Annotated in this window: 19 protein-coding genes and 2 pseudogenes; 4 read left to right on the forward strand and 17 right to left on the reverse strand. The window is 64.4% G+C overall.

Annotation, left to right across the window (positions count from 1 at the left end; all coding sequences use genetic code 11):
* Nucleotides 1-24: 24 nt before the first annotated feature.
* The 4 genes and pseudogenes from K663_RS19455 to K663_RS19465 form a co-directional block, all read right to left on the reverse strand.
* Nucleotides 25-660 (reverse strand): response regulator transcription factor, encoded by a 636-nt coding sequence (locus K663_RS19455; protein ID WP_007683376.1) that lies wholly within the window; start codon nucleotides 658-660, stop codon nucleotides 25-27.
* A 286-nt stretch (nucleotides 661-946) separates the two neighbouring features.
* A complete protein-coding gene (locus K663_RS23500; protein WP_335339112.1) occupies nucleotides 947-1,099 on the reverse strand; it encodes a hypothetical protein in 153 nt (50 codons plus the stop codon).
* Between the two features lie 122 nt (nucleotides 1,100-1,221).
* Nucleotides 1,222-1,851: a phosphoribosyltransferase family protein gene (locus K663_RS19460; protein ID WP_235589615.1), complete on the reverse strand. Its 630-nt coding sequence runs from the start codon at nucleotides 1,849-1,851 to the stop codon at nucleotides 1,222-1,224.
* Nucleotides 1,852-1,896: 45 nt separating this feature from the next.
* Nucleotides 1,897-4,662 (reverse strand): annotated as a pseudogene (locus K663_RS19465) (Tn3 family transposase); the annotation flags it as partial.
* Nucleotides 4,663-4,726: 64 nt separating this feature from the next.
* Between K663_RS19465 and K663_RS19470 the strand changes: the two are divergent.
* A complete protein-coding gene (locus K663_RS19470; protein ID WP_001389365.1) occupies nucleotides 4,727-5,491 on the forward strand; it encodes an IS6-like element IS6100 family transposase in 765 nt (254 codons plus the stop codon).
* Nucleotides 5,492-5,509: 18 nt separating this feature from the next.
* On the opposite strand, the gene K663_RS19475 is transcribed toward K663_RS19470, so the two are convergent.
* From K663_RS19475 to K663_RS19495, 5 genes are read right to left on the reverse strand one after another with little or no spacing between them, the layout of a single operon-like run.
* Nucleotides 5,510-6,394 carry an NAD(P)/FAD-dependent oxidoreductase gene (locus K663_RS19475; RefSeq protein WP_235589617.1) on the reverse strand — a complete coding sequence of 295 codons (885 nt, stop codon included), beginning with the start codon at nucleotides 6,392-6,394 and terminating at the stop codon, nucleotides 5,510-5,512.
* Between the two features lie 50 nt (nucleotides 6,395-6,444).
* Nucleotides 6,445-7,251 carry an SDR family NAD(P)-dependent oxidoreductase gene (locus K663_RS19480; RefSeq protein ID WP_007686172.1) on the reverse strand — a complete coding sequence of 269 codons (807 nt, stop codon included), beginning with the start codon at nucleotides 7,249-7,251 and terminating at the stop codon, nucleotides 6,445-6,447.
* Nucleotides 7,248-7,730 carry a hypothetical protein gene (locus K663_RS19485; RefSeq protein WP_007686174.1) on the reverse strand — a complete coding sequence of 161 codons (483 nt, stop codon included), beginning with the start codon at nucleotides 7,728-7,730 and terminating at the stop codon, nucleotides 7,248-7,250. The genes K663_RS19480 and K663_RS19485 overlap by 4 nt, the downstream gene beginning before the upstream one ends.
* Nucleotides 7,720-8,430, reverse strand: coding sequence for a TetR/AcrR family transcriptional regulator (locus K663_RS19490; protein WP_007686175.1), 711 nt, complete (start codon nucleotides 8,428-8,430; stop codon nucleotides 7,720-7,722). The genes K663_RS19485 and K663_RS19490 overlap by 11 nt, the downstream gene beginning before the upstream one ends.
* Nucleotides 8,431-8,472: 42 nt before the next feature.
* Nucleotides 8,473-8,859 carry a hypothetical protein gene (locus K663_RS19495; protein WP_062121693.1) on the reverse strand — a complete coding sequence of 129 codons (387 nt, stop codon included), beginning with the start codon at nucleotides 8,857-8,859 and terminating at the stop codon, nucleotides 8,473-8,475.
* A 61-nt stretch (nucleotides 8,860-8,920) separates the two neighbouring features.
* On the opposite strand from K663_RS19495, the pseudogene K663_RS19500 reads away from it, so the two are divergent.
* Nucleotides 8,921-10,390: pseudogene (locus K663_RS19500) on the forward strand (NahK/ErcS family hybrid sensor histidine kinase/response regulator); the annotation flags it as partial.
* Nucleotides 10,391-10,403: 13 nt separating this feature from the next.
* Here K663_RS19500 and K663_RS24715 read toward each other — a convergent pair.
* From K663_RS24715 to pedF, 8 genes are all read right to left on the reverse strand, one after another.
* Entirely contained in the window at nucleotides 10,404-10,559 is a 156-nt protein-coding gene (locus K663_RS24715; RefSeq protein ID WP_007684514.1) for a hypothetical protein, read from the reverse strand.
* A 134-nt stretch (nucleotides 10,560-10,693) separates the two neighbouring features.
* A complete protein-coding gene (gene katG, locus K663_RS19505; protein ID WP_062121694.1) occupies nucleotides 10,694-12,916 on the reverse strand; it encodes a catalase/peroxidase HPI in 2,223 nt (740 codons plus the stop codon).
* 218 nt (nucleotides 12,917-13,134) lie between these two features.
* Nucleotides 13,135-13,599: an aminoacyl-tRNA deacylase gene (locus K663_RS19510; protein WP_007684517.1), complete on the reverse strand. Its 465-nt coding sequence runs from the start codon at nucleotides 13,597-13,599 to the stop codon at nucleotides 13,135-13,137.
* 175 nt (nucleotides 13,600-13,774) lie between these two features.
* The gene (locus K663_RS19515) at nucleotides 13,775-14,320 is read right to left on the reverse strand and encodes a GNAT family N-acetyltransferase (protein WP_020819647.1); all 546 of its coding nucleotides are present in this window, start codon (nucleotides 14,318-14,320) and stop codon (nucleotides 13,775-13,777) included.
* Between the two features lie 116 nt (nucleotides 14,321-14,436).
* Entirely contained in the window at nucleotides 14,437-15,213 is a 777-nt protein-coding gene (locus K663_RS19520) for a response regulator (RefSeq protein WP_007684520.1), read from the reverse strand.
* Nucleotides 15,214-15,226: 13 nt separating this feature from the next.
* Nucleotides 15,227-16,969 carry a methanol/ethanol family PQQ-dependent dehydrogenase gene (locus K663_RS19525; RefSeq protein WP_062121695.1) on the reverse strand — a complete coding sequence of 581 codons (1,743 nt, stop codon included), beginning with the start codon at nucleotides 16,967-16,969 and terminating at the stop codon, nucleotides 15,227-15,229.
* A 128-nt stretch (nucleotides 16,970-17,097) separates the two neighbouring features.
* Nucleotides 17,098-17,952 (reverse strand): substrate-binding periplasmic protein, encoded by an 855-nt coding sequence (locus tag K663_RS19530; protein ID WP_037509225.1) that lies wholly within the window; start codon nucleotides 17,950-17,952, stop codon nucleotides 17,098-17,100.
* A 4-nt stretch (nucleotides 17,953-17,956) separates the two neighbouring features.
* Nucleotides 17,957-18,382 carry a cytochrome c-550 PedF gene (gene pedF, locus K663_RS19535; RefSeq protein ID WP_007684526.1) on the reverse strand — a complete coding sequence of 142 codons (426 nt, stop codon included), beginning with the start codon at nucleotides 18,380-18,382 and terminating at the stop codon, nucleotides 17,957-17,959.
* 167 nt (nucleotides 18,383-18,549) lie between these two features.
* On the opposite strand from pedF, the gene K663_RS19540 reads away from it, so the two are divergent.
* Together K663_RS19540 and K663_RS19545 are read left to right on the forward strand one after the other, a co-directional pair.
* Entirely contained in the window at nucleotides 18,550-19,494 is a 945-nt protein-coding gene (locus K663_RS19540) for a PQQ-dependent catabolism-associated beta-propeller protein (RefSeq protein ID WP_443019037.1), read from the forward strand.
* Between the two features lie 302 nt (nucleotides 19,495-19,796).
* The gene (locus K663_RS19545; protein ID WP_020821247.1) at nucleotides 19,797-21,188 is read left to right on the forward strand and encodes a porin; all 1,392 of its coding nucleotides are present in this window, start codon (nucleotides 19,797-19,799) and stop codon (nucleotides 21,186-21,188) included.
* Nucleotides 21,189-21,255: the final 67 nt, after the last annotated feature.

Below are 21,255 nucleotides of genomic sequence, written 5' to 3' on the forward strand. Positions count from 1 at the left end.
TCCGGCATCGCACGGCCGAGAATTTTAGGGGTGCCCGTTTTCGGTCGATTCGTGCAGGTCGACGGCGAAAGCGATCCGCAACAGGTCGGGCAGGCTTTGCGCGTTGAGTTTGATCATCAGACTGGCCCGATGCAGCTCGACCGTGCGCGACGTGACGCCGAGTTCATCTGCGATAAGGCTATTTGGATAGCCTCGCGAAATTCCTCTCAGAACGGCCCGTTCGCGCTGCGTCAGTCTCGCGGCTTTCGAAAGAGCGTCGGCCTGTTCGGAGGCACGACGGGCTATACTCTCAAGCCAGCTGAAGCCGCGGTCGATCGCGCCGAGCAAAGCGGCCTTCTCGACCGGTTTGGCGAGAAAGTCGGCAGCGCCCGCCTTCATCGCCTGTACGGCGAGCGTAGGATCGCCATTGCCCGTCAGCACCACGACGGGCATGTCGATACCGCGTCGCGTCAGCTCCGCCTGAACCTGCAGGCCGTCCATGTCGGGCATGTGCATGTCGAGAACCACGCAGCCTTTCTCGGCGTCCTCTGCGCTCAACAGAAACTCCGGCCCCGAAGCGTAGGCTTCTACGGCAAACCCTGCGGTCCGCAACGTGAAACTTAGTGCTTTTCGTATTGTCTCTTCGTCATCGACGATATGCACGACGCGCTTGTTCCCCATAGCCCCCGAGATCGATCAATACGCAGTGCCGCGAGGGCAGCGCTTCAAGGGATACTTCTCTGCACGTTGGACTATGGTCCCAGGTCAAGAGTAAAAATTTGGCGAGGCAAAACGGCGAAGGACAGCGAAACTGTGAGGGTTCGGCTACTCCGCTCACACCAATGCCGCGGTCGCTGCGGCTCATTGCCGGGTCTCTGCTCCGGACGATGCATGCGAGTTGCCCGCGCCGCCCTCGGCGCGATCGAGCCATCGCTACGCTTCCATCACATCGTCGACCGGCAGCGGGTTACTGGCGCCCGGCGGGCGAGGGGGCGGGTTGGCCCTTGACGGCTGCGCGATCGGACGCCCAGGATAGCAGGGTGGCGCGCTTTACTTCGGGCTCAAGCTTCAGGTGCCCAGCAACGTCGAGGGGATCGATGAACGAGCGTGTGTGCGACACGACATATCCTCCTTCCCTGCCGCGATTTTCTCCGAAAGGGAGATCTCAGGAGATTGGTTCGGACTCGTTTAGGGTCAATGGATGAGGACGCGCACAGCGTTTGCCGGGCGTTCATTTCCGTCTTAGAACTGACGCGCAGCACGCCATTCAATCCGGTGGCGAACGGCCTCCGCGATCGCTGGCATGACGTCTATATCATTCGACGCATGTGCAACCGCGTTCGTGCTGACGATCCTTTCGACAAGCCCACCCAGAACCTGCGCTGCATCGCCGGCAAAAAGCGGATGCACGACCACGCAATCCGGTCGCGCGAACCCCATGCCGACCAGTTGGCGCGCCGCCTCGGTGAGGGTCCGACCGGATGAGGCGATATCGTCGACCAGCACCGGCTGGCGATCGAGAAACGCTGGGGCATTCGGAATCGAGATGGTGACGTGACGGTCGCCGGATCGGATTTTCTCGCACACGAGAAACGGAGCATCGGCATCGGCCGCCACCTGCGAGACCCACTGTTCGCTTTCCAGGTCCGGACCGATGATCAGCGGGCGAGCGACATTGCGCTTGATCCACGAGGCCAAAAACGGCGCGGCATGAACAACCTGGGTTGGGATGCGGTAGATTTCCGACAATTCATGGTAGCGATGGAGATGCGGATCGACCGTCACCAGCCAGTCGAGATGGCGAGACAGGATCGCAGCAAAGGTTCGCGACGTCACCGCCTCGCCGGCATGGAAGCGTATGTCCTGGCGCATGTAAGCGAGGTAGGGAGCATCGCAGAATCTGGTCGTAAACGTACGCTAAGCCTCAGATTGGCGGTTTTGGGTGCGTAGCGGACGAAAACCGTCTTCCGGCAATTTCATGTCGCTCCAGAGATAGTCGCCGGTCAGGCTGATGTGCTCCCAGCCTAGTGGTGCGGCGTGGCTGAGCAGCATATCGTCAATGTCACGGCCCTGATTCCGGAGATGTTCGGCGGCCCGGCCAAGATAGACCGTGTTCCACAAGATGATCGCCGCCGATACCAGATTGAGGCCCGAGGCCCGGTGGCGCTGATTTTCAAATGTTCGATCGCGCAGCTCGCCGAGCCGGTTGAAGAAAACGGCGCGGGCTAGGGCGTTTCGGGCTTCACCTTTGTTGAGATTGGCGTTGGTGCGGCGGCGCAGATCAATGTCGTCAAGCCAGTCCAACATGAACAAGGTCCGCTCGACCCGCCCGATTTCCCGCAAAGCCCGTGATAGGGAATTTTGCCGGGAATACCCCGCCAGCTTCTTCAGCATGACCGAGGCGCTGACCGTGCCGGTGCGGATCGAAGCCGCCAGATGCAAAACCTCTTTCCAGTCGTCCTCGATGGCCTTCACATTGATGGCTCCGCCGATCAACTGATTGAACGCGGCATATTCGGCTGCGGGTGTCAGGGTATAAAGGCGCCTCTCGCTGAGATCACGAATGCGCGGCGCGAACCGGAATCCGAGCAAATGGCACAGCCCGAACACATGATCGACTGCGCCTGCGGTATCGGTCGCGTGTTCCTTGATGTCGAGCTGGCTCTCGTGGTCGAGCAGGCCGTCGATGACGTGGGCCGCTTCGCCAGCGTTGGCGGCGATCACCTTGTTGTGGAACGGAATATAGCGATCCGAAACATGGGTGTAGAACAGTACGCCGGAGTCAGAGCCATATTTGGCGTTGTAATCGGCACGGGCTTCACCCTTGGCACCGGCGCGATAGAATTGGCCATCGGACGACGACCCAGTTCCCGGTCCCCAGATCGCGGAGTGCGGCAGGACGTGATGGTAATCGACGATTGAAGCGAGCGCTGCGGCATAGCTCTCATCGCGGATGTGCCACTGCGCCGTCCAGATCAGTCGGGCATGGGTCAGCCCTTGCGAACTTTCGGCCATGCGCGCCAGCCCCAGATTTGTCGCGTCGGCAAGAATGGCCGCCATCAATGCAGCACTGTCGCGCGGCGGATCGCCGCTGCGGACATGGGTGAAGCGATCACCAAATCCGGTCCAGACCGCCACTTCCGCAAGCAGGTCGGTGATGCGAATGCGCGGCAGCAGGCTGTAGATCTGGGCCTTTAGGTTTTCCGCGTCGTCGGGTACCGCATTGCGAAGGGGCGATATTTTAAGGCCGCTGTCGTCGAGAACGGCATCGGGCAACTCGCCATTTAACGCTTTCCGGTTCACCTCGGCCATGCGGGCATTGAGCCTTTGCCGCCGTTCATCAAGCCAGGCTGTAAAGGTAACATCAACCGCAACCGGAACTTTGCGCTCAGCCAGCATCTCCTCGAATGCGGGCTTGGGCAGCAGATAATCGCTCAAGGTTCGATAGGCCCGGCTACCTTCGACCCAGATCGCACCGGAGGCCAGTCGCTCGCGCAAATGCACGACAACGGCGATTTCATAGGCCCTGCGGTCCACAATGCCATCTTTCAGTACAAGCTTGCGCCACCGGACCCGTAGAAATCCGAGCGGGACATTGGGCGGCAGTGTCCGGCGGTTTGAGCTGTACATATCGTTGAGGACGACAATCGCGGCCAGCACCGGATCACCCGGCTTTGCGGCCCGGAATGAGAACGCCGCCAGAAAGGATGGGGCAAAGCGCCGGACCATCGGATAGCGTTCAAGCACATCTTCAAGCCCGTCTTCGCCTCCGCTGGTGAGCAGTTCGGTTTCGTGAACACTGCGCTCGATGATTGGCCAGCCAATTTCCCGGTCTATGGCATCCCGTGGATCTTCCGGTTTCCAGCGCCCTTCGATCAGCAGGCGGCCGAGCGCCGCATAGACCTTGCCGATTTCCTTCAGGCGGCCCGCTTCCTCAACCAGTCGTTCAGTTCGGGTTCGCTCCGCCCGCCGGAACATTGACCCGATCATCTTTTCCATCATGAAAACGGCGGCATCGGTCAGGGCCGCTTCCATTTCGATGGCGAACGCGCAGAGGGTGGCGGTACGGCGAACGTCATCAAGCCGCGACAAGTGCTGTGCGCTCATGATGGCCGCCTCTCTGGCCATAACTGCATAGCGGTTCGCATGGATGGTTCGCGCCCGATCCGGCTCGATGGACAAACCTCTGGCTACCTCCAATCTGTCGATGACGGCCGCCAGATTACCAGCGCTTGGCGCTTCAGGATATTCGCGAAGCCAGGTCAATGTTGTCCTGCCCGGAACCGTTCCCGCACCCAGCAGCCCCGCGAGGTTGTCCTTCTGCTGGGCGGACAACCCCCGCGCTATTCCGGCATAGGCCGACTTTCGCGCACGGGCGCGGGCGACCAGTGCGATGCGCTCGAATGTATCGCTGGCAGGCAAGGTCACATTGTTTTCCCGCATGGCGCGGACCATTTCCATGACAATGGCCTCCCCCCGGTCGGTCGATGCAGCAACGTTGATGGCAATGTCGAAAAGCGTTCGCCTGTCAGGGATTTGAAACGGGCGCATCCCGAGCCAGGCTTCGGCTTGCGCGCGATGTTCCCGCAATGTCGGGGACCGATCCGCATAGAGAGAGAAATCGTTGACAGTACAGGCGAGTTGTTCGGCGAGCAGAGCCAGCATCGCGATCGGCGGCGTCTCATCGGCTCTGTTGCAAAAATCGTGAAGCTTGAGCATGCTTGGCGGAGATTGGACGGACGGAACGATGACGGATTTCAAGTGGCGCCATTTCCAGGGTGATGTGATCCTGTGGGCGGTGCGCTGGTATTGTCGCTATCCGATCAGCTATCGCGACCTTGAGGAAATGCTGGCGGAACGCGGCATTTCGGTCGACCATACGACGATCTATCGCTGGGTCCAGTGCTACGCCCCGGAGATGGAGAAGCGGCTGCGCTGGTTCTGGCGGCGTGGCTTTGATCCGAGCTGGCGCCTGGATGAAACCTACGTCAAGGTGCGGGGCAAGTGGACCTACCTGTACCGGGCAGTCGACAAGCGGGGCGACACGATCGATTTCTACCTGTCGCCGACCCGCAGCGCCAAGGCAGCGAAGCGGTTCCTGGGCAAGGCCCTGCGAGGCCTGAAGCACTGGGAAAAGCCTGCCACGCTCAATACCGACAAAGCGCCGAGCTATGGTGCAGCGATCACCGAATTGAAGCGCGAAGGAAAGCTGGACCGGGAGACGGCCCACCGGCAGGTGAAGTATCTCAATAACGTGATCGAGGCCGATCACGGAAAGCTCAAGATACTGATCAAGCCGGTGCGCGGTTTCAAATCGATCCCCACGGCCTATGCCACGATCAAGGGATTCGAAGTCATGCGAGCCCTGCGCAAAGGACAGGCTCGCCCCTGGTGCCTGCAGCCCGGCATCAGGGGCGAGGTGCGCCTTGTGGAGAGAGCTTTTGGCATTGGGCCCTCGGCGCTGACGGAGGCCATGGGCATGCTCAACCACCATTTCGCAGCAGCCGCCTGATCGGCGCAGAGCGACAGCCTACCTCTGACTGCCGCCAATCTTTGCAACAGAGCCGTCCAGGCCATCTATCGCAGCGACAAACTCGGGCGCACGCACCCCGGCCGCCCAGAGTTTGATGGATGCCTCGATCCTGCGTCCATCGGCAAGCTGGAACCCATCGGCATCGCCCGCCAGAACGCGCGCCTGCGTCAACACCTCGATGCCCAGCGACTCCAGGACCGTGTGCGCGGCATGCGCTACGCGCTCGGGAAAGGGGCCGAGAATGCGCGGCTGAGATTCGATAAGGTATATTTTCAGCCCGCTTCGCGCTCCCGAAGCGCCATGCTGTTCCAGCACATCGGCCAGCCGCACCAGTTCGGAGGCAAGCTCTACCCCGGTCGCGCCAGCCCCAACGATAGCAATCGAAAGATGGTCGTTCGAGGCGATCGCCTGAAGCATTGCGACACGCAGCCGCTCGCTGAAGGCAATGGCTTCGCGCCGGCAATCGATCGTCATGCAATGCTCTACGACGCCGGGTGTGCCGAAGTCGTTGGCTCGGCTTCCCGCAGCCAGCACCAGCTTGTCATAGGGCAGGCTGCGCGCGGGGAGAATCTCCGCCCCATCGACGACGAGCGGCGCCAGAAGGACTTGCTTCGCTGCGCGGTCGACGGCCATCACTTCGCCCATCTCGAAACGGAAGCCACGCTGCTGAGCCTGAACCAGATAGGCGGTCTGGTTGGCGCCGGTGTCGGCCGTTCCGGCCGCGATCGTATGGAGCATGGGCTTCCAGACATGGGCCGGCTCACGATCTATGAGGCGTATGTCAAGGCCCAGCCGCTTCGCCGGGGCGCCCGCCAGTTGGCCCGCAAGGTCGAGTCCGGCCACACCGCCACCGACGATCAGGATGTTTTTGCGCGGGCTCATCGTTTCAATCCTTCTGACCTGGCCGGCAGCAATGATCGCCGCCGGGCGCTTCAGTGCATGTGTGCGCCGCCATTGATATCCAGCGTGGTTCCAGTGATGTAGGACGCCTGCGGCGATGCCAGGAACACGACGCCAAAGCCGACTTCCTCGGGCGTCCCCAAACGGTTGAGCAATGCAGATCGCGCGGTTTGTGCCCTGAATTCTTCGCTCGTATTGCGGTAGAATTCCGGTGTTCCGACCACGCCTGGAGCGATGGTGTTGACGGTGATGTTGGCGTGAGCCAGATCGTAGGCGACCTGACGGGTGAGGCCGATCAGCGCGGCCTTTGACGCCACATAGGCGGGGTTGGCCGGGCTTACCGCAAGCTGGCCGGTTCCCGAGGTCATCGTTATGATCCGGCTGTGCTCAAGAGGGCGGGCCAGACGCAACTGGGCAAATTTGCGAATACAGAAGAAAACCCCGCTGAGGTTCAGAGCGATACCCCGGTTCCAGTCCTCGGTGGCCGTCGTCGCAATATTGGGATGAGGATTATCCGGGTTCACGGGAGCGCCGCCGGACGCCACCACCAGCACGCTGGCCGGCCCATCCGCCTCGATGCTATCGAATGCGGCATCCACCGCCCTATCTTTTGTGACATCGAACACGCTTACGTCGTGGCCCTCGCCCGCCAAAGTGCGCAAGACTTCACGGGCTCGGTCTTCATTATAGTCTGCAACGACGACGCGATACCCTTCCAGCGCCATGCGCCGGCATATGTCACTGCCGATCCCGCCGGCGGCGCCCACAACAATGGCTCTGCGCCGTTCCATCGGCACGGTTTCGGAAATATTCATCACAGGCTCCTTGATTTCATTCATTGCGGGGAACGGGTCCAGCGCGGCGAGAGGCGTTTGCGAGGCTGGTTCTCGGTGAGGACGCGAACGAGATTGAGCCAGTCATTGACCTGGACAGCGGCGGTGGTCTCGGTGAGACGATAGTGTTCGATCATCCGGTTGAGCAACTCGTCGATATCGTGGATCACGAGATTGCGCGCGGCATTCAGGTCATCGCGGTTGTCCGGATCGAATGGCGTTTGAGGCTCCCACCGATCCTGCATCGCCGTGCGAAAGCGCTGCCATTGCGCGTTGAGCAGGGATCGGGGCCGATTTTCCGCTGTCCATCGGGTGATGGCCTGTTCGGCCTTCCGATCACCAAGGGCAAACTCGTCGCGGACAAGAATGCCGATATCATGAAGATCGCCCCGCATCGCGCGATCATAGTTGTCGAGGCGGTCCACCCAAAGATCATGGATGCGGGCGGAGATTACTTCCCAGTCCGCGATGCATTCATCGGCCATCTTCAATGTCCTGTTGCGCGAGAGCGGCGAGCTCGGACAGCCTGTCCGCGCCCAAATGATCTCGCAGGGCGAGCAAGGCCTTGAGACGCTGGCGCGTTCGAATAAGATGCGTCTTGTCGAGCCGGTCGCCGGTTATTCCGGTCAGGATACCCATTTGTGTGTCGGCCAGAACGATGGCGAGGAACATGTCCGCCAGAAAATCCGACGCGGCTTCGTCACGGCAGAACGAGGCACCAGTCTGTTCACGGAACATACGGCGCATCCATGCCTGGATCCTGGGTACGATCTGGCGATAGATTTCCCCGATACCCGGATAATGCTGCCGCTCGGCAATCACCATCCGCAACAGATCGATCGTTTCCTCGCTGGTGGCGACGGCGATCAACCGTTCCGCCATGGCATCGAGATCGCCGCTGGCGGCGGGCGCGATGGTTTCGGTGACGGCCTGCGCGAAGCGCTCGGCCTCTTCCTCGACAATCGCCTCGAAAAGAGCGAGCTTGCCGTCGAAATGGCCATAGAGCGTTCCGCGCGACCCACCGGTGCGAGCCATGATGTCGTCGATGGTGGCTGCGGCGAATCCCTTTTCGTGAAAGACCGAGCGGGCTGCGGCGATAAGCAGGCGCCGCCGCTCTTCCTTCCGCTCCGCACGCCTGGAGCTTTGCGCGACCGGACGGATCGCCGCTCCCTCCTTATTCGACATAGGTTTCTTCCATTTCACAAACCGAATTCCTCCTGGCCCCTGTCAGTGACCCGCGTTGGTATCGATCGGTCCCTTGGGCTTGGGCGCAAGCCAGATGAGGGCGGCAGCGACGGCGAAGCACATTACAATCGCCGCGAACGTATTGAGGGTTGCCAGCATGACGCTTTGCCCTTCGACGATATTGGTCAGCATGACCCTCGCCGATTCCGGGGATGCGCCGCCCGCGATCATGCCATCCAGGGTCGATTGTCCCTGGTGCATGGCGCCGGCCAGTTCGGTCTGGTTTTCTCGCGTCGCGTTGGCCCAGCGGGTCTGGACAAGCGATGTTGCGAACGCACCGGCCAGCGTTCTTAGGAAGTTGGACATGCCAGCAGCGTTCGCCGTCTCATCGGGATTGACTGTCGCAATGGCGAGTCCCGTGATCGGCACGAAGAACAGGCTCTGTTGCAAAGATTGGCGGCAGTCAGAGGTAGGCTGTCGCTCTGCGCCGATCAGGCGGCTGCTGGAACTGCCGGAGGACTGGGCGCAGGAGGGGGGAACCCATGCCGCGCTGCTGGACTGGTGCCGGGGCACCTTGGGCATGGACGACAGGGGCTGCCTGGATCGGGGTGGGGCGCGCCATCGCAGCGAGCTGGTCCATGCCGGGGCGCGCAGTTTCGAGATCCGCAGCAACGCCATGGAACGGGGCGGGCAAGTGATCGGCTTCACCGACGTCACCGACATGCTGCGGGCGCAGGCGGCGCTGCGCGAAACGGCGGAAACGCTGGAGCGGCGGGTGGCGGAACGCACGTCGGAACTGGAGGCCGAAGTGGCCGAGCGGCGGGAGATCGAGGCGCAGTTGATGGACGCCAAGACGGCGGCGGAAAAGGCGAACCTGTCCAAGACCAGCTTCCTGGCGGCGGCCAGCCACGATCTGTTGCAGCCGTTGAACGCGGCGCGGCTGTTCGTCGCGGCGCTGGGCGACCGGCGGCTGGCGCTGCCGACGCGGGCGCTGGTCAACCAGACCTCTACCGCGCTGGATTCGGTCGAGGACCTGCTGGAGGCGCTGCTGGAGATCAGCCGGCTGGACGCGGGGGCGATCCAGCCGGAGATCAGCGATTTCCGCATCGACCGGCTGCTCGACACGCTGAGGACGGAATTCGCGCCGATGGCGCGATCGGCGGGGCTGGCGCTGACGGTGGAGACGGCTCCGGTCTGGGTCCGGTCCGACATCCGGTTGCTGCGGCGGATATTGCAGAATTTCCTGTCCAACGCGCTGCGCTATACCCAGCGCGGGTCGGTGCGCGTCGCCTGCGTGGCGGAAGGGGAGGGGATCAGGCTGAGCGTCGCGGACAGCGGCCCCGGCATCCCGCCCGACAAGCAGCAACTGATCTTCGAGGAGTTTCGCCGTCTCGACACGCGGGGAGGCAGGGGGGCGGGCGGCAAGGGGCTGGGCCTGGCCATCGTCCGCCGGGCGAGCGACATGCTGCGCCACGAGGTGTCGCTGGAATCCGCGCCGGGGCAGGGCGCGACCTTCTCCATCCGCGTGCCGCGGGGCGAAGCGGTGGTGGAGGAAGGGGAGGGCGGCAGCGCGCCGCGCAGCGACCGTTCGATGCGCGGGCTGAAGGTGCTGGTGGTCGACAATGAACGCGCGATCCAGACCGGCATGTCGACATTGCTGGGCGGCTGGGGCTGCACGGTGGCGACCGCCGCGGGATTCGAGGAGGCGGTGGCGGCCTTCGCCGATGGCGAGGCGCCCGACGTCATACTGGTCGACTATCATCTGGACGACGGCGAGACGGGGGATGCGGTGATCGAACGGCTGCATGGCCATTTCGGGCGGGCGGTGCCCTCCGTGATGATCTCCGCCGACCGGGGCGAGGCGTTGAAGGCGCGGATGGACGGCTGGGGCATCGCGCTGCTGGGCAAGCCGGTCAAGCCCGCGCAGTTGCGGGCGTTGCTGCGGACGATGCTGAAATAGGCGGGGGAGGGAATCAGGAAGGGCGCAGATGCCGCCTTTCCATTTCGTCCAGCACCGCCTGTTCGAACCCGGTCGGATGCTTGGGATCGCCGATCCTGCGGAGGATGGCGAGGAGCTGCTCGTCCGTCAGCTTGGCAGCATCGGCGGCGTCCTTCAGATAATCGTGCACGGCGAGTCTCCGCATCGGTGCGGGAGCCAATGTCGCATGAAAGCCGGGCAAGCTCAATTGAGCGGAAAGACGTAGTTCAGGCGGCGATACGTGACAGGGAAAGGCCGCTCCCCGGAGGAGCGGCCTTGCCATCTTCAGGCCGCCAGGTCGAAGCGGTCGGCGTTCATCACCTTGGTCCAGGCGGCGACAAAGTCGTTCACGAACTTGTCGCCCGCGTCGGCGGAGGCATAGACCTCCGACAGGGCGCGCAGTTGCGCGTTCGACCCGAACACCAGGTCTACGCGCGTGCCGGTCCATTTCTGTTCATTGGACCTGCGGCAGGTGCCGGTGAAGATGTCCTTCTGACCCTCCACCTCCTTCCACGCCGTGCCCATGTCGAGCAGGTTGACGAAGAAGTCGTTGCTGAGCGTTCCGGGGCGGTCGGTGAACACGCCATGGCTCGACCCGCCATGATTGGCGCCCAATACGCGCAGGCCGCCGACCAGCACCGTCATTTCGGGGGCGCTGAGGGTAAGCAACTGGGCGCGGTCGATCAGCAGTTCCTCGACCGGCACGCTGAACGGCACGGGCAGATAGTTGCGGAAGCCGTCGACCTTCGGCTCCAGCACCTCGAAATTCTGCACGTCCGTCTGTTCCTGCGAGGCGTCGGCGCGGCCGGGGGTGAAGGGCGCCTCTATGTTGCGCCCGCCATCCTTGGCCGCCTTTTCGATGGCCGCCGATCCGGCCAGCACGATGAGGTCGGCGAGCGAGATCTTCTTCGCGCCCGCGCTGTCGAATTCGGCCTTGATCTTCTCCAATGCCGACAGGACGCGGCCAAGCTGCTCCGGCTGGTTGACGTCCCAGTCCTTTTGCGGAGCCAGCCGGATGCGCCCGCCATTGGCGCCGCCGCGATGGTCCGACCCGCGATAGGTGGAGGCGGAGGCCCAGGCGGTCGTCACCAGTTCCGCGACGCTGAGGCCCGACGCCAATATCTTCTGCTTGAGCGAAGCGATGTCCGCCGCGTCGACCAGGGGATGGTCTACCGCCGGGATCGGATCCTGCCAGATCAGGTCTTCGGCCGGAACCTCAGGCCCCAGATAGCGCGCCTTCGGCCCCATGTCGCGGTGGCACAGCTTGAACCAGGCGCGGGCGAAGGCGTCCTCGAACGCGGCGGGATCGTTGCGGAATCGTTCGGAGATTTTCCGATATTCCGGGTCCATCTTGAACGCCATGTCGGCGGTCGTCATCATCGTCGGCACGCGCCTGTCGGGGCTGTGCGCGCCGGGGGCCATGTCCTCCGGCTTCTGGTTGACGGGCTGCCACTGCTTGGCGCCCGCCGGGCTTCGCACCAGCTCATATTCATAATCGAGCAGCATGTGGAAGAAGCTGTGGTCCCAGGTGCGGGGCGTCGGCGTCCAAGGGCCTTCGATGCCGCTGGTGATGGTGTGGTCGCCAATGCCGCTTTCATAGCCGCTCTGCCAGCCAAGGCCCTGCTGCGCGATGTCGGCGCCTTCGGGTTCCTTGCCGACCTTCGACGCGTCGCCCGCGCCATGCGCCTTGCCGAAGGTGTGGCCGCCCGCGGTGAGCGCGACCGTCTCCTCATCGTTCATGCCCATGCGCAGGAAGGTCTCGCGAATGTCGCGCGCCGATTGCAGCGGATCGGGATTGCCGCCCGGCCCCTCCGGATTGACGTAGATGAGGCCCATCTGGATCGCGGCCAGCGGGCTTTCGAGGACCATGTTCTTTTCGGGCTGGATGCGGGTTTCATTGCCCTCCTGGCCGACCCAGAATTCCTCCGTGCCCCAATAGACGTCCTTTTCCGGCTCGAACACGTCGGCGCGGCCGCCGCCGAAGCCGAAGACCGGGCCGCCCATCGATTCGATGGCGACATTGCCCGCCAGGATCATCAGGTCCGCCCAGCTCAGCTTCTGGCCATATTTCTGCTTGATCGGCCAGAGCAGGCGGCGCGCCTTGTCGAGATTGGCATTGTCCGGCCAGCTGTTGAGCGGGGCGAAACGCTGCGATCCGGAGGAAGCGCCGCCGCGCCCGTCGCCGGTGCGATAGGTGCCCGCCGAATGCCAGGCCATGCGGATGAAGAAGGGGCCGTAATGACCGTAATCCGCCGGCCACCAGGGCTGGCTGTCGGTCATGAGCGCGGTCAGATCGCGCTTCACCGCCTGATAATCCAGCGTCTTGAAGGCCGCCGCATAATCGAAATCGTCGCCCAGCGGATTGCCCGACAGGCCGTTCTGCTGAAGGATGTCGAGCGAAAGCTGGTTCGGCCACCAGTCGCGGTTGGTGCGCCCCAGCAGGGATCGCAGCGCGGCGGGTTCCTTCACGGGACAGGACAGCGGATCATTGCTCGTCTTTGCGTCCATTGCACGATTCCTTTCAGCTTCTCCGGGACCGGGATTCTAGGCCATGCCCCGCCAGGGGGGAACTGCGAAGGCCATGTTATTTTTCCGATGACAGTGTTGAATTTATTGCATGAGAGGGAGCCGCGCCGGCGGCGTTCGCTCTCCGCCCGGAGGACGCAAGCTCGCTGCGCTCGCGCCCGCCCCCTGAGCCCGCCCGCCCGCGAGGGGAATATCATCGCCTAGATGCTGAACGCGAAATGGCCGGCGCCCTTTTGCAGCCGCCGCCAATTCTCCGCATTCATGTGCACCAGCGTGTGGTGGTCGCCGCCCTCGAACCAGACATCCTGATCCATCAGCATGTCGTCGTCGATGATCGTCTTCAGCCCATAGGCCGCGCCCACCGGCGGGATCGCGCCCAGTTCGCAGTCGGGGAACAGCGCGGCTGTCGTATGTTCCTCCGCCAGCGAGACGTCGCGGGCCAGCCATTGCTGCAGGAAGTTGAAGCTCACATGCTTGGAGGAGGGGAGGACGGCCAGCATATATTCGTCGCCCGCCTGCACCAGCACGGCCTTGGCCACCTGACGGCCAGGGACATGCGCCGCCTGGGCCGCCCGCGCCATTTCGCTGGAATGTTCGTGCGGCCATTCGTCGAAGCGCGTGCCGCAACGGTCCATATAGCCGCGCAATCTCTGGGAAATCGCCATGACATCCTCCATCGCCCTGTGCCCGAAGGCATGGTCAGGCGGGCGTCGTGCGCGGTGCCGGAAGGGGTTGCCGACACAAGGGCGGGCGGCGGGTCTGGCCATGCCGTCAGTGGGTCAGGAATAGCAGATTTGCGGCCGATAGCCAATCGCCCCTGCTGCCCATTGCCGGCCGCGGTCAGGGCCGGGCGGCGTCGGGCGCGGTGGCATTGCCGCCGCCCAGCGCGATCTGCATGTAGACGGTGTCGAGCCAGCGGCCCGCCTTCCAGCCCATGCCGGTGAGCCGGCCCGCCTGCCGGAAGCCGCAGGCGGCGTGGAGCGCGACCGAGGCGGGTTCGCCGCCGCCGATCACCGCCACCATCTGGCGGAAGCCAAAGGCCTCCGCCGCGTCCAGCAGCGCTTCCAGCAGCGCCCGGCCGATGCCGCCGCCGCGCCGGTCGTGCGCGACGTAGATGCTGTTTTCGCAGGCATGGGCATAAGCGGGCCGGTCGCGGAACTGCGTCGCATAGCAATAGCCGACCACCTCCGCGCCGTCGCACGCCACCAGGAAGGGCCAGCCCCGGCCGGTCACGCGCCCGATCTTGGCCACGGTCTCCGCGACGGTCGGCGGCACGAGTTCGTAGCTGGCCGTGCCGTGCAGGACGTGGTGCGCGTAGATGGCGGCGATGGCGGCCGCGTCCCCGGCCGTCGCGTTCCGGACCGTGACAGATGAAGATGTGCTCATGCAGCCTCCAGCAGCAGGTGCCTTCACCAACGAGGGAGCCGCAAGATTCCTTACCTGTCATGCAGCAAATTCCAAGCGAGTCGATCGATCGCCGGGCCGCGCTGCGAAGGAGAGGCTCAATCGGCGCGGAAATGCACCTGATTGGCCTTGATCACCGCCTGGGTGCGGCTGAGCACGCCCAGCTTCTGGAGGATGGCGGAGACATGCGCCTTGATCGTGGTCATCGACACGCCCAGGTCATGCGCGATCTGCTTGTTCAGCCGCCCGCGCACCAGATGCGCCAGCACCGTCTTCTGCTGCGGCGTCAGGCTGTCGATGCGGCGGGCGATCTCATCCTCCTCCGCCGTCGGGGCGACGCTCTCGCCCATGGCTTCGGGCAGGTAGATTTCGCCCGACACCACCCGATGGAGCGCATCGACGATGGCGCTGCGCTTCAGCGACTTAGGAATGAAGCCCGCCGCGCCGGCGGCCAGCGCCTCCTGCACGATGGCGCGGTCGAAGGCGCCCGACACCATCACCACGGGCAGGATCGGGAAACGATCCCGCAGCAGTTTGAGGCCATCGAGGCGGCGGACGTCGGGAATGTTGAGGTCGAGCAGGATGAGGTCGAAATTATCCTGCTTCTCCAGCAGCGAGACGGCCTCGTCGAGCGTCGCCGCCTCGAATATCTCGATATTGTCGAAGCTGATCGCGATCACGCTGCGCAGCCCGTCGCGCACGAGGGGATGATCGTCGACGATCAGCACCCGCTCCATGATTGCCTCGCCACCCATATACCGCCCCACCCCTCGACCCGGATCATCGGACAAGTCATGGGCCGTGGCAAGCCGCATCGCGCCGGGCGGAATTGCCGGGATGGAGTGCATGTGGTTGCCGCGTCCCATGACGATCATCGTTCTTGTCCTCTTATCCGGGCAGCTTGAACACCCAGAGCGCGCCGCCCTGGTTGATGTCCTTGAAGCTCTTGGCGACTTCGCCGCCCCACAGCGGCACCGCGCCGCCCCAGCCGGACATCACCGCCACATATTGCTCGCCATCCTGTTCCCAGGTGACGGGGCTGCCCACCACGCCCGAGCCGGTCTGGAACTTCCACAATTCCTGGCCGGTCTTCGCGTCGAAGGCCTTGAGATACCCCTCCGGCGTGCCGGTGAAGACCAGGTTGCCCGCCGTCGAGAGCACGCCGCCCCAGAGCGGCGCCTTGTTCTTATATTCCCAGACGATCTTGCCGGTCTTCGGGTCCATGGCGCGCAGCGCGCCGATATGATCCTCCGCAATGGGCTTGATGGTGAAGCCCGCGCCCAGATAGGCCGCCCCCTTCTTGTAGGCGATCGGCTCGTTCCAGATGTCCATGCCCCAGTCGTTGGACGGAATGTAGAAAAGGCCGGTGTCCTGGCTGTAGGCCATGGGCATCCAGTTCTTTCCCCCCAGGAAGCTGGGGCTGGCGAAGACCGACGATCCCTTGGCCGTCTCGCCCGGCGCGCCGGGGCGGTTGGCGTCGTTGTAATTGGGCCGGCCGTTCTTGTCGAAGCCGTTGGCCCAGGTCGTCTGCATGACGAACTTGCTGGCGCTGATGAACTTGCCGTTGGTGCGGTCCAGCACGAAGAAATAGCCGTTGCGGTCGGCCTTCGCGCCCAGCTTCATCGGCTTGCCGTTGACGGTGGCGTCGAAGGGGATGAATTCGTTGACGCCGTCGAAGTCCCAGCCGTCATGCGGGGTCGTCTGGTAATGCCATTTGATGACGCCGGTGTCGGGATCGATGGCGAGGGTCGAACTGGTGTAGAGATTGTCGCCCTTGCGCAAATGGCTGTTCCAGGGCGCGGGGTTGCCGGTGCCGAAGAACAGCAGGTCGGTTTCCGGGTCATAGGTGCCGCCCAGCCAGGTCGCGCCGCCGCCGGTCTTCCACAGGTCGCCGGTCCAGCTTGCGTTGGTCTTGCCGGTGAGGCCGTTGTCCTTGCCGTTGAGGGTGCCCATGTGCCCCTCGATCGTCGGGCGGCGCCAGACCAGCTCGCCGGTGTTGACGTCGCGCGCTTCCACCGCGCCGACGATGCCGAATTCGCCGCCCGAATTGCCGTAGATCACCTTGCCCTTCACCACCATCGGCGCGGCGGTGGCCGAATAGCCGGCCTGATAATCCGCGATCTGCTTGTTCCAGATGACCTTGCCGGTGTGGCGATTGAGCGCGACCATGTGCGCGTCCAGCGTGGCGAAGATGATCTTGTCGCCATGGATGGCCGCGCCGCGGTTCACCACGTCGCAGCAGGGCATGATCCCTTCGGGCAGGCGGGCGTCATATTGCCACTTCTCCTCCCCGGTGCGGGCGTCGAAGGCGAACAGGCGCGAATAGCTGCCGGTGACGTAGATGGTGCCGTCATAGACGATGGGCTGCGCTTCCTGCCCGCGCTGCTTTTCCCCGCCGAGCGAGGAGGAGAAGGCGGGAACCAGCTTCGCGACGTTGGAGGCGTTGATCGCCTTCAACGGGCTGAAGCGCTGCGCCTTGGGTCCCATGCCGTATGTCAGGACGTCGCCGGGCGTCGCCGCGTCGTTCATCAGGTCCGCATCGGTCGGCCCTTCGGCCAGCAACGGCGCGGCGGTGGCCGCCATGCCCAGGATCGCGGCGCCGGACAGGGCTCGCGTCAAACGTCCTTTCATTCCATCCTCCCTCTGTTGAAAGGGCGTGATTGGCGCCCCCACCCTTTGAAGATTATTGCACCCATGCTGCGCAGCAATTGGACCTTGGGTCGGGCGCGTCCCTCCCTCCCCCGCGGGAGGGGGAATGGTCATCCGGCCGCGAGCGCAGGGGTCCACTCGACGCCATAGGTTGCGAACAGCGCCTTCATCTCGCCGCTTGCGGCCATGGCGGAGACGATCTCCTCCACCGCATCGCCCAATGTGCGGCTGTTTTCCCTGACCGCCATGCCGATGTCCCAGCCGGGCGAGGTGAAGGCGGGCAAAGGCCCCTTGCGCACCGTCAGCGACCCGCCCCGGTGCAGCCCTTCCTCGATCTGGGCGCGGCTGGCGAGCACGGCGTCCGCCTTGCCCGCCGCCACGGCCGCGACGGCTTCGGCGCCGCTGGGATAATGCGCCACGTCCTTCGCCAATATGCCGCCGAAGGAGCCGATCAGGTAGAAGTCGGGAATGGAGTCGAGTTCGGCCGCCAGCCTGTGCCCGCGCCATCCGGTGGGCGGCGCCTCCAGGTCGATGGCGTTGCGCATGCCGGCGAAGCGGAAGCTCTCGCGATAATAGGGCGCGACGATCGCCACCTGGTCGTTGCGGGCGGCGAAGGTCCGGTCGAAGGGAACGTGCAGCATCAGGTCGCCCGGCGCGAAGCCCAGCAGGCCGCCCTTCCACACGCCATGGCGCAGGTCGTCGTCCACGCTTTCGTCCGCGACAAGCTGTGCGACGTCGGCGCGCACGCCCAGCTTCCGGGCGATGGCGCCGGCCAGGTCGACGTCCAGCCCGGCGAGCTTGCCGCCTTCCTCCCACGACCAGGGGCGGTTGTCCTTGTAGACCACCACCCGCAGCACGCCCAGTTCCCTGACCTTGCCCAGCGGCGCCGCCTGGGTCGTCCCCGGCAGCAGCCCCAGCGCCAGTGCCGCGCCCGCGCCGCCCAGCAGGCTTCGCCGGTCGATCATGCCCTCAGCCCTGGAACTTGGTTTCTAGCCAGGCGCGGATCGCCCAGCCGGCCTTCTGGCCCAGCACGTCGCCGAAGGGCGGCATATAGACCTTTCCATCATGGCTGGAGCCGTGGCGGAAGCGCTCCACGAACCACTGGTCGCCCGATTCGCCCTGTTCCAGATAGCGCAGGTCGGGCGCGATGCCGCCGCTTTCCGCGTCCAGCCCGTGGCAGCGGGCGCAATTCTGGCCATAGGCGGACTGGCCGATCTCTATGGCCTTGGCATTGCCGCTATAGGGGTTCTTCGCCAGCCATTCCTCGCCGATGTCCGGCAGGGCGGAGGTGTCGACCGCCTGCGGCGTCACATTGCCGTGCGCCATCAGGCCGGTTGCCGTGGTCGCGCCCAATATGGCCATGGCGCCCAGCAGCGAGATGCGTCCCAGATTCATGCTCGAAATCCTCACCCGATATGATTGGGGCGAGTGTAGGGCAGCGGGCTTTGACGCCCTATTGGCCGTTGGTACAATCCCGGTCGAGGGGCGCGCGCTATAATCATGCGCAGGAACAGGCTGCAGGTTGGGAGAGGATTGTGAAGCGCATCTTTCTGGCGGGGTTGATGCTGGCTCCCGTGATCGCCCAGGCGGCGAGCGCGCAGGCGGAGACGCTCTATGTCTCCAACGAGCGGGGCAACAGCGTCAGCGTGATCGATGCGGCCAGCGCGAAGGTGGTGGCGACCTGGGCCGTGGGCGGCCGCCCTCGCGGGATCACCGCGTCGAAGGACGGGAAATATATCTATCTCTGCGCGTCGACCGACCATGCCGTGCAGGTGATCGAGCGCGCCACGGGAAAGGTCGTGGCGGAACTGCCGTCCGGCGAGGATCCGGAGCAGTTCTTCCTCTCGCGCGATGGCGGGACGCTGTTCGTCGCCAATGAGGACGATGCCGCGCTGACCGCCATCGACCTTGCGAACCGGACCGTCGCCTTTCAGGTCGGCGTCGGCGGCGAGCCTGAAGGCGTGGCGCAAAGTCCCGACGGCCGGTGGGTCGCGGTGACTTCGGAGGAGGAGAATGTCGTCAACTGGGTGGACGTGGCGAAGCGGGAGATGGTCGACGCGACGCCCGTGGACCTGCGCCCGCGGCACGTGGAGTTCACCGGCGACGGCGCGCAGCTGTGGGTCGCGGCGGAGGTGGGCGGGACGGTGCAGATCGTCGATGCTGCCTCCCGCAAGGTGGTGGAGACGCTGCATTTCGCCATTCCGGGCGTGGCGGACCATCGCATATTGCCCTGCGGCATCCGCTTCACGCCCGACGGCAGGACGGCGGTGGTGGCGCTGGGGCGGGCGGACCATGTCGCGCTGGTGGACGTGGCGAGCCGCAAGGTGCGCGCCTATGTGCCGGTGGGCAGGCGGGTATGGCATGTCGCCGTCAGCGGCGACGGGGCGCGGGCCTATGCGGCCAATGGCCTTTCGGACAATGTGAGCGTGATCGATCTGGCCAAGGGCGAGGTCACGGGAACGATCCCGGTGGGCGCGGCGCCGTGGGGGATCGTGGCGGTTCGGTGAGAGGCGACGGCGCCGGGATGCGGGGATAGATTCGGAAGGGTCTGGAACTGGTCAGTTGCGGTCATCAGTTTTCCGTCACCCCGGATCAAGTCCGGGGTGACGAATAGGGGGAGCGGTGACGAATAGGGGAATGGCCGCTCCCCCCCCAGAGCGGTCAGTGCGTCCGGTCGATCATGGGTCGGGCCGACGCTCCCCCTCCTCCTTCCAAGGGAGGAGGCCCTAAGTCCAATTTCCGCTGCGGCCCAAGCGTTTCACTCTCTCTTCTGCCGGGGGCATTGACCGGCACAAAGAGGGAGGATGTTATGAAAAGGACGCTGCTCCTCGCGAGCGCGGCCATGGGGCTGCTTTGCGCGACTGCCACGCCGGCCATGGCCGGGACCACCGCCGACCTGCTGAAGCGGCTGCATGAAAAGGGTATCCTCTCTGACGAGGAATATCAGGAACTGCTGAAGAATGAGAGCGCGGAGGCGGCCGCCGCGCCGGCCGCGCCGCCGGTGACGCCGGACGCGTCGGGCGGCGGGCGGACCGTCCGCATGACCGACAGCGGCGTCGGCTTCGAAATGGGCGACATCACGCTCAAATTCTCCGGATCGGTCAACGGCTTCTACGTCCATGACGATGGCGAGGCGCCCAGCGCCACCAACAGCGTGGTCGGCGGCGTGGCGACGGTGGGCGGCAACAGTTCCGCCATCCGCAACGGCCTGCTGCCCGGATTCCTGAAGGTGGAGGTCATGACCAACCAGGGCGGATGGGATGTGGGCGCGCATTTCGGCATGTATCCCGGCATCAATTCGGTCAACTATGCGGCGGGCGGCGGCGCGAACAGCCCCGGCAATCCGCGCGGGCTGCAGACGGCGGGCATCGATTTCCGCCAGACCTACCTGACCTTCGGCCGGCCCGGTTTCGGCGAGGTGAAGATCGGCCGCGACATCGGCCTGTTCGCCTCCGAGCAGATATTGAACGACATCACCCTGCTGTCGTCGGGCACGCCGGCGGGCAATGTCGCGCCGTCCAACACCACGCTGGGGCGGATCGGCGTCGGCTATATCTACACCGATTTCCAGCCGCAGATCACCTATACCACGCCCAGCTTCAGCGGCTTCACGGCCAGCATCGGCATTTTCGAGCCGCTGTCGTCGCTGACCGGACCGGCGGAGTCGAACAAGGAGCCGGGCTTCCAGGGCAAGCTGGTCTATGACGGCAAGCTGGGCGGCGTGGCCACCCGCCTGTGGGCGGCGGGCATCCGGCAGAAGCATGACGTGATCGCCGGGCCGGACTATACCGGCTGGGGCTGGGACGCGGGCGCGAAGGTGACGGTGGGTCCGCTGACGCTGGTCGGCACCTATTATGACGCGTCGGGCCTCGGCACGACGGCGCTCAACCTGTTCGACACCGATGGCCTGGGCAACAAGCGCGACAGCCATGGATTCTATCTGCAAGGGCTGGCGAGCTTCGGGAAATTCTCTGTCGGGGGCAGCTATGGCGAGAGCAATCTCGACTATGCCAATGCCGCCGACGCGCTGGCGAACCCGACGCTGGTGGACAAGAATTCCAGTTGGGTCGGGCAGGTCCGCTATGGCCTGACGAGCTGGGTCACGCTGCTCGGCGAATATGTCCACACCAAGTCGGAAGCGCATAACGGCAACCAGGCGAGTTCCGACGCCATCGCGGCGGGGGCCATCCTGTTCTTCTGATCCCGACCGAAGGAACAATGTCACGGGGCGGGGCCGCATCCTAACAGGGGTGCGGCCCCATTTTTTT

Origin of the sequence: Sphingobium sp. MI1205, assembly GCF_001563285.1 — a bacterium.
Classification (GTDB): Bacteria; Pseudomonadota; Alphaproteobacteria; order Sphingomonadales; family Sphingomonadaceae; genus Sphingobium.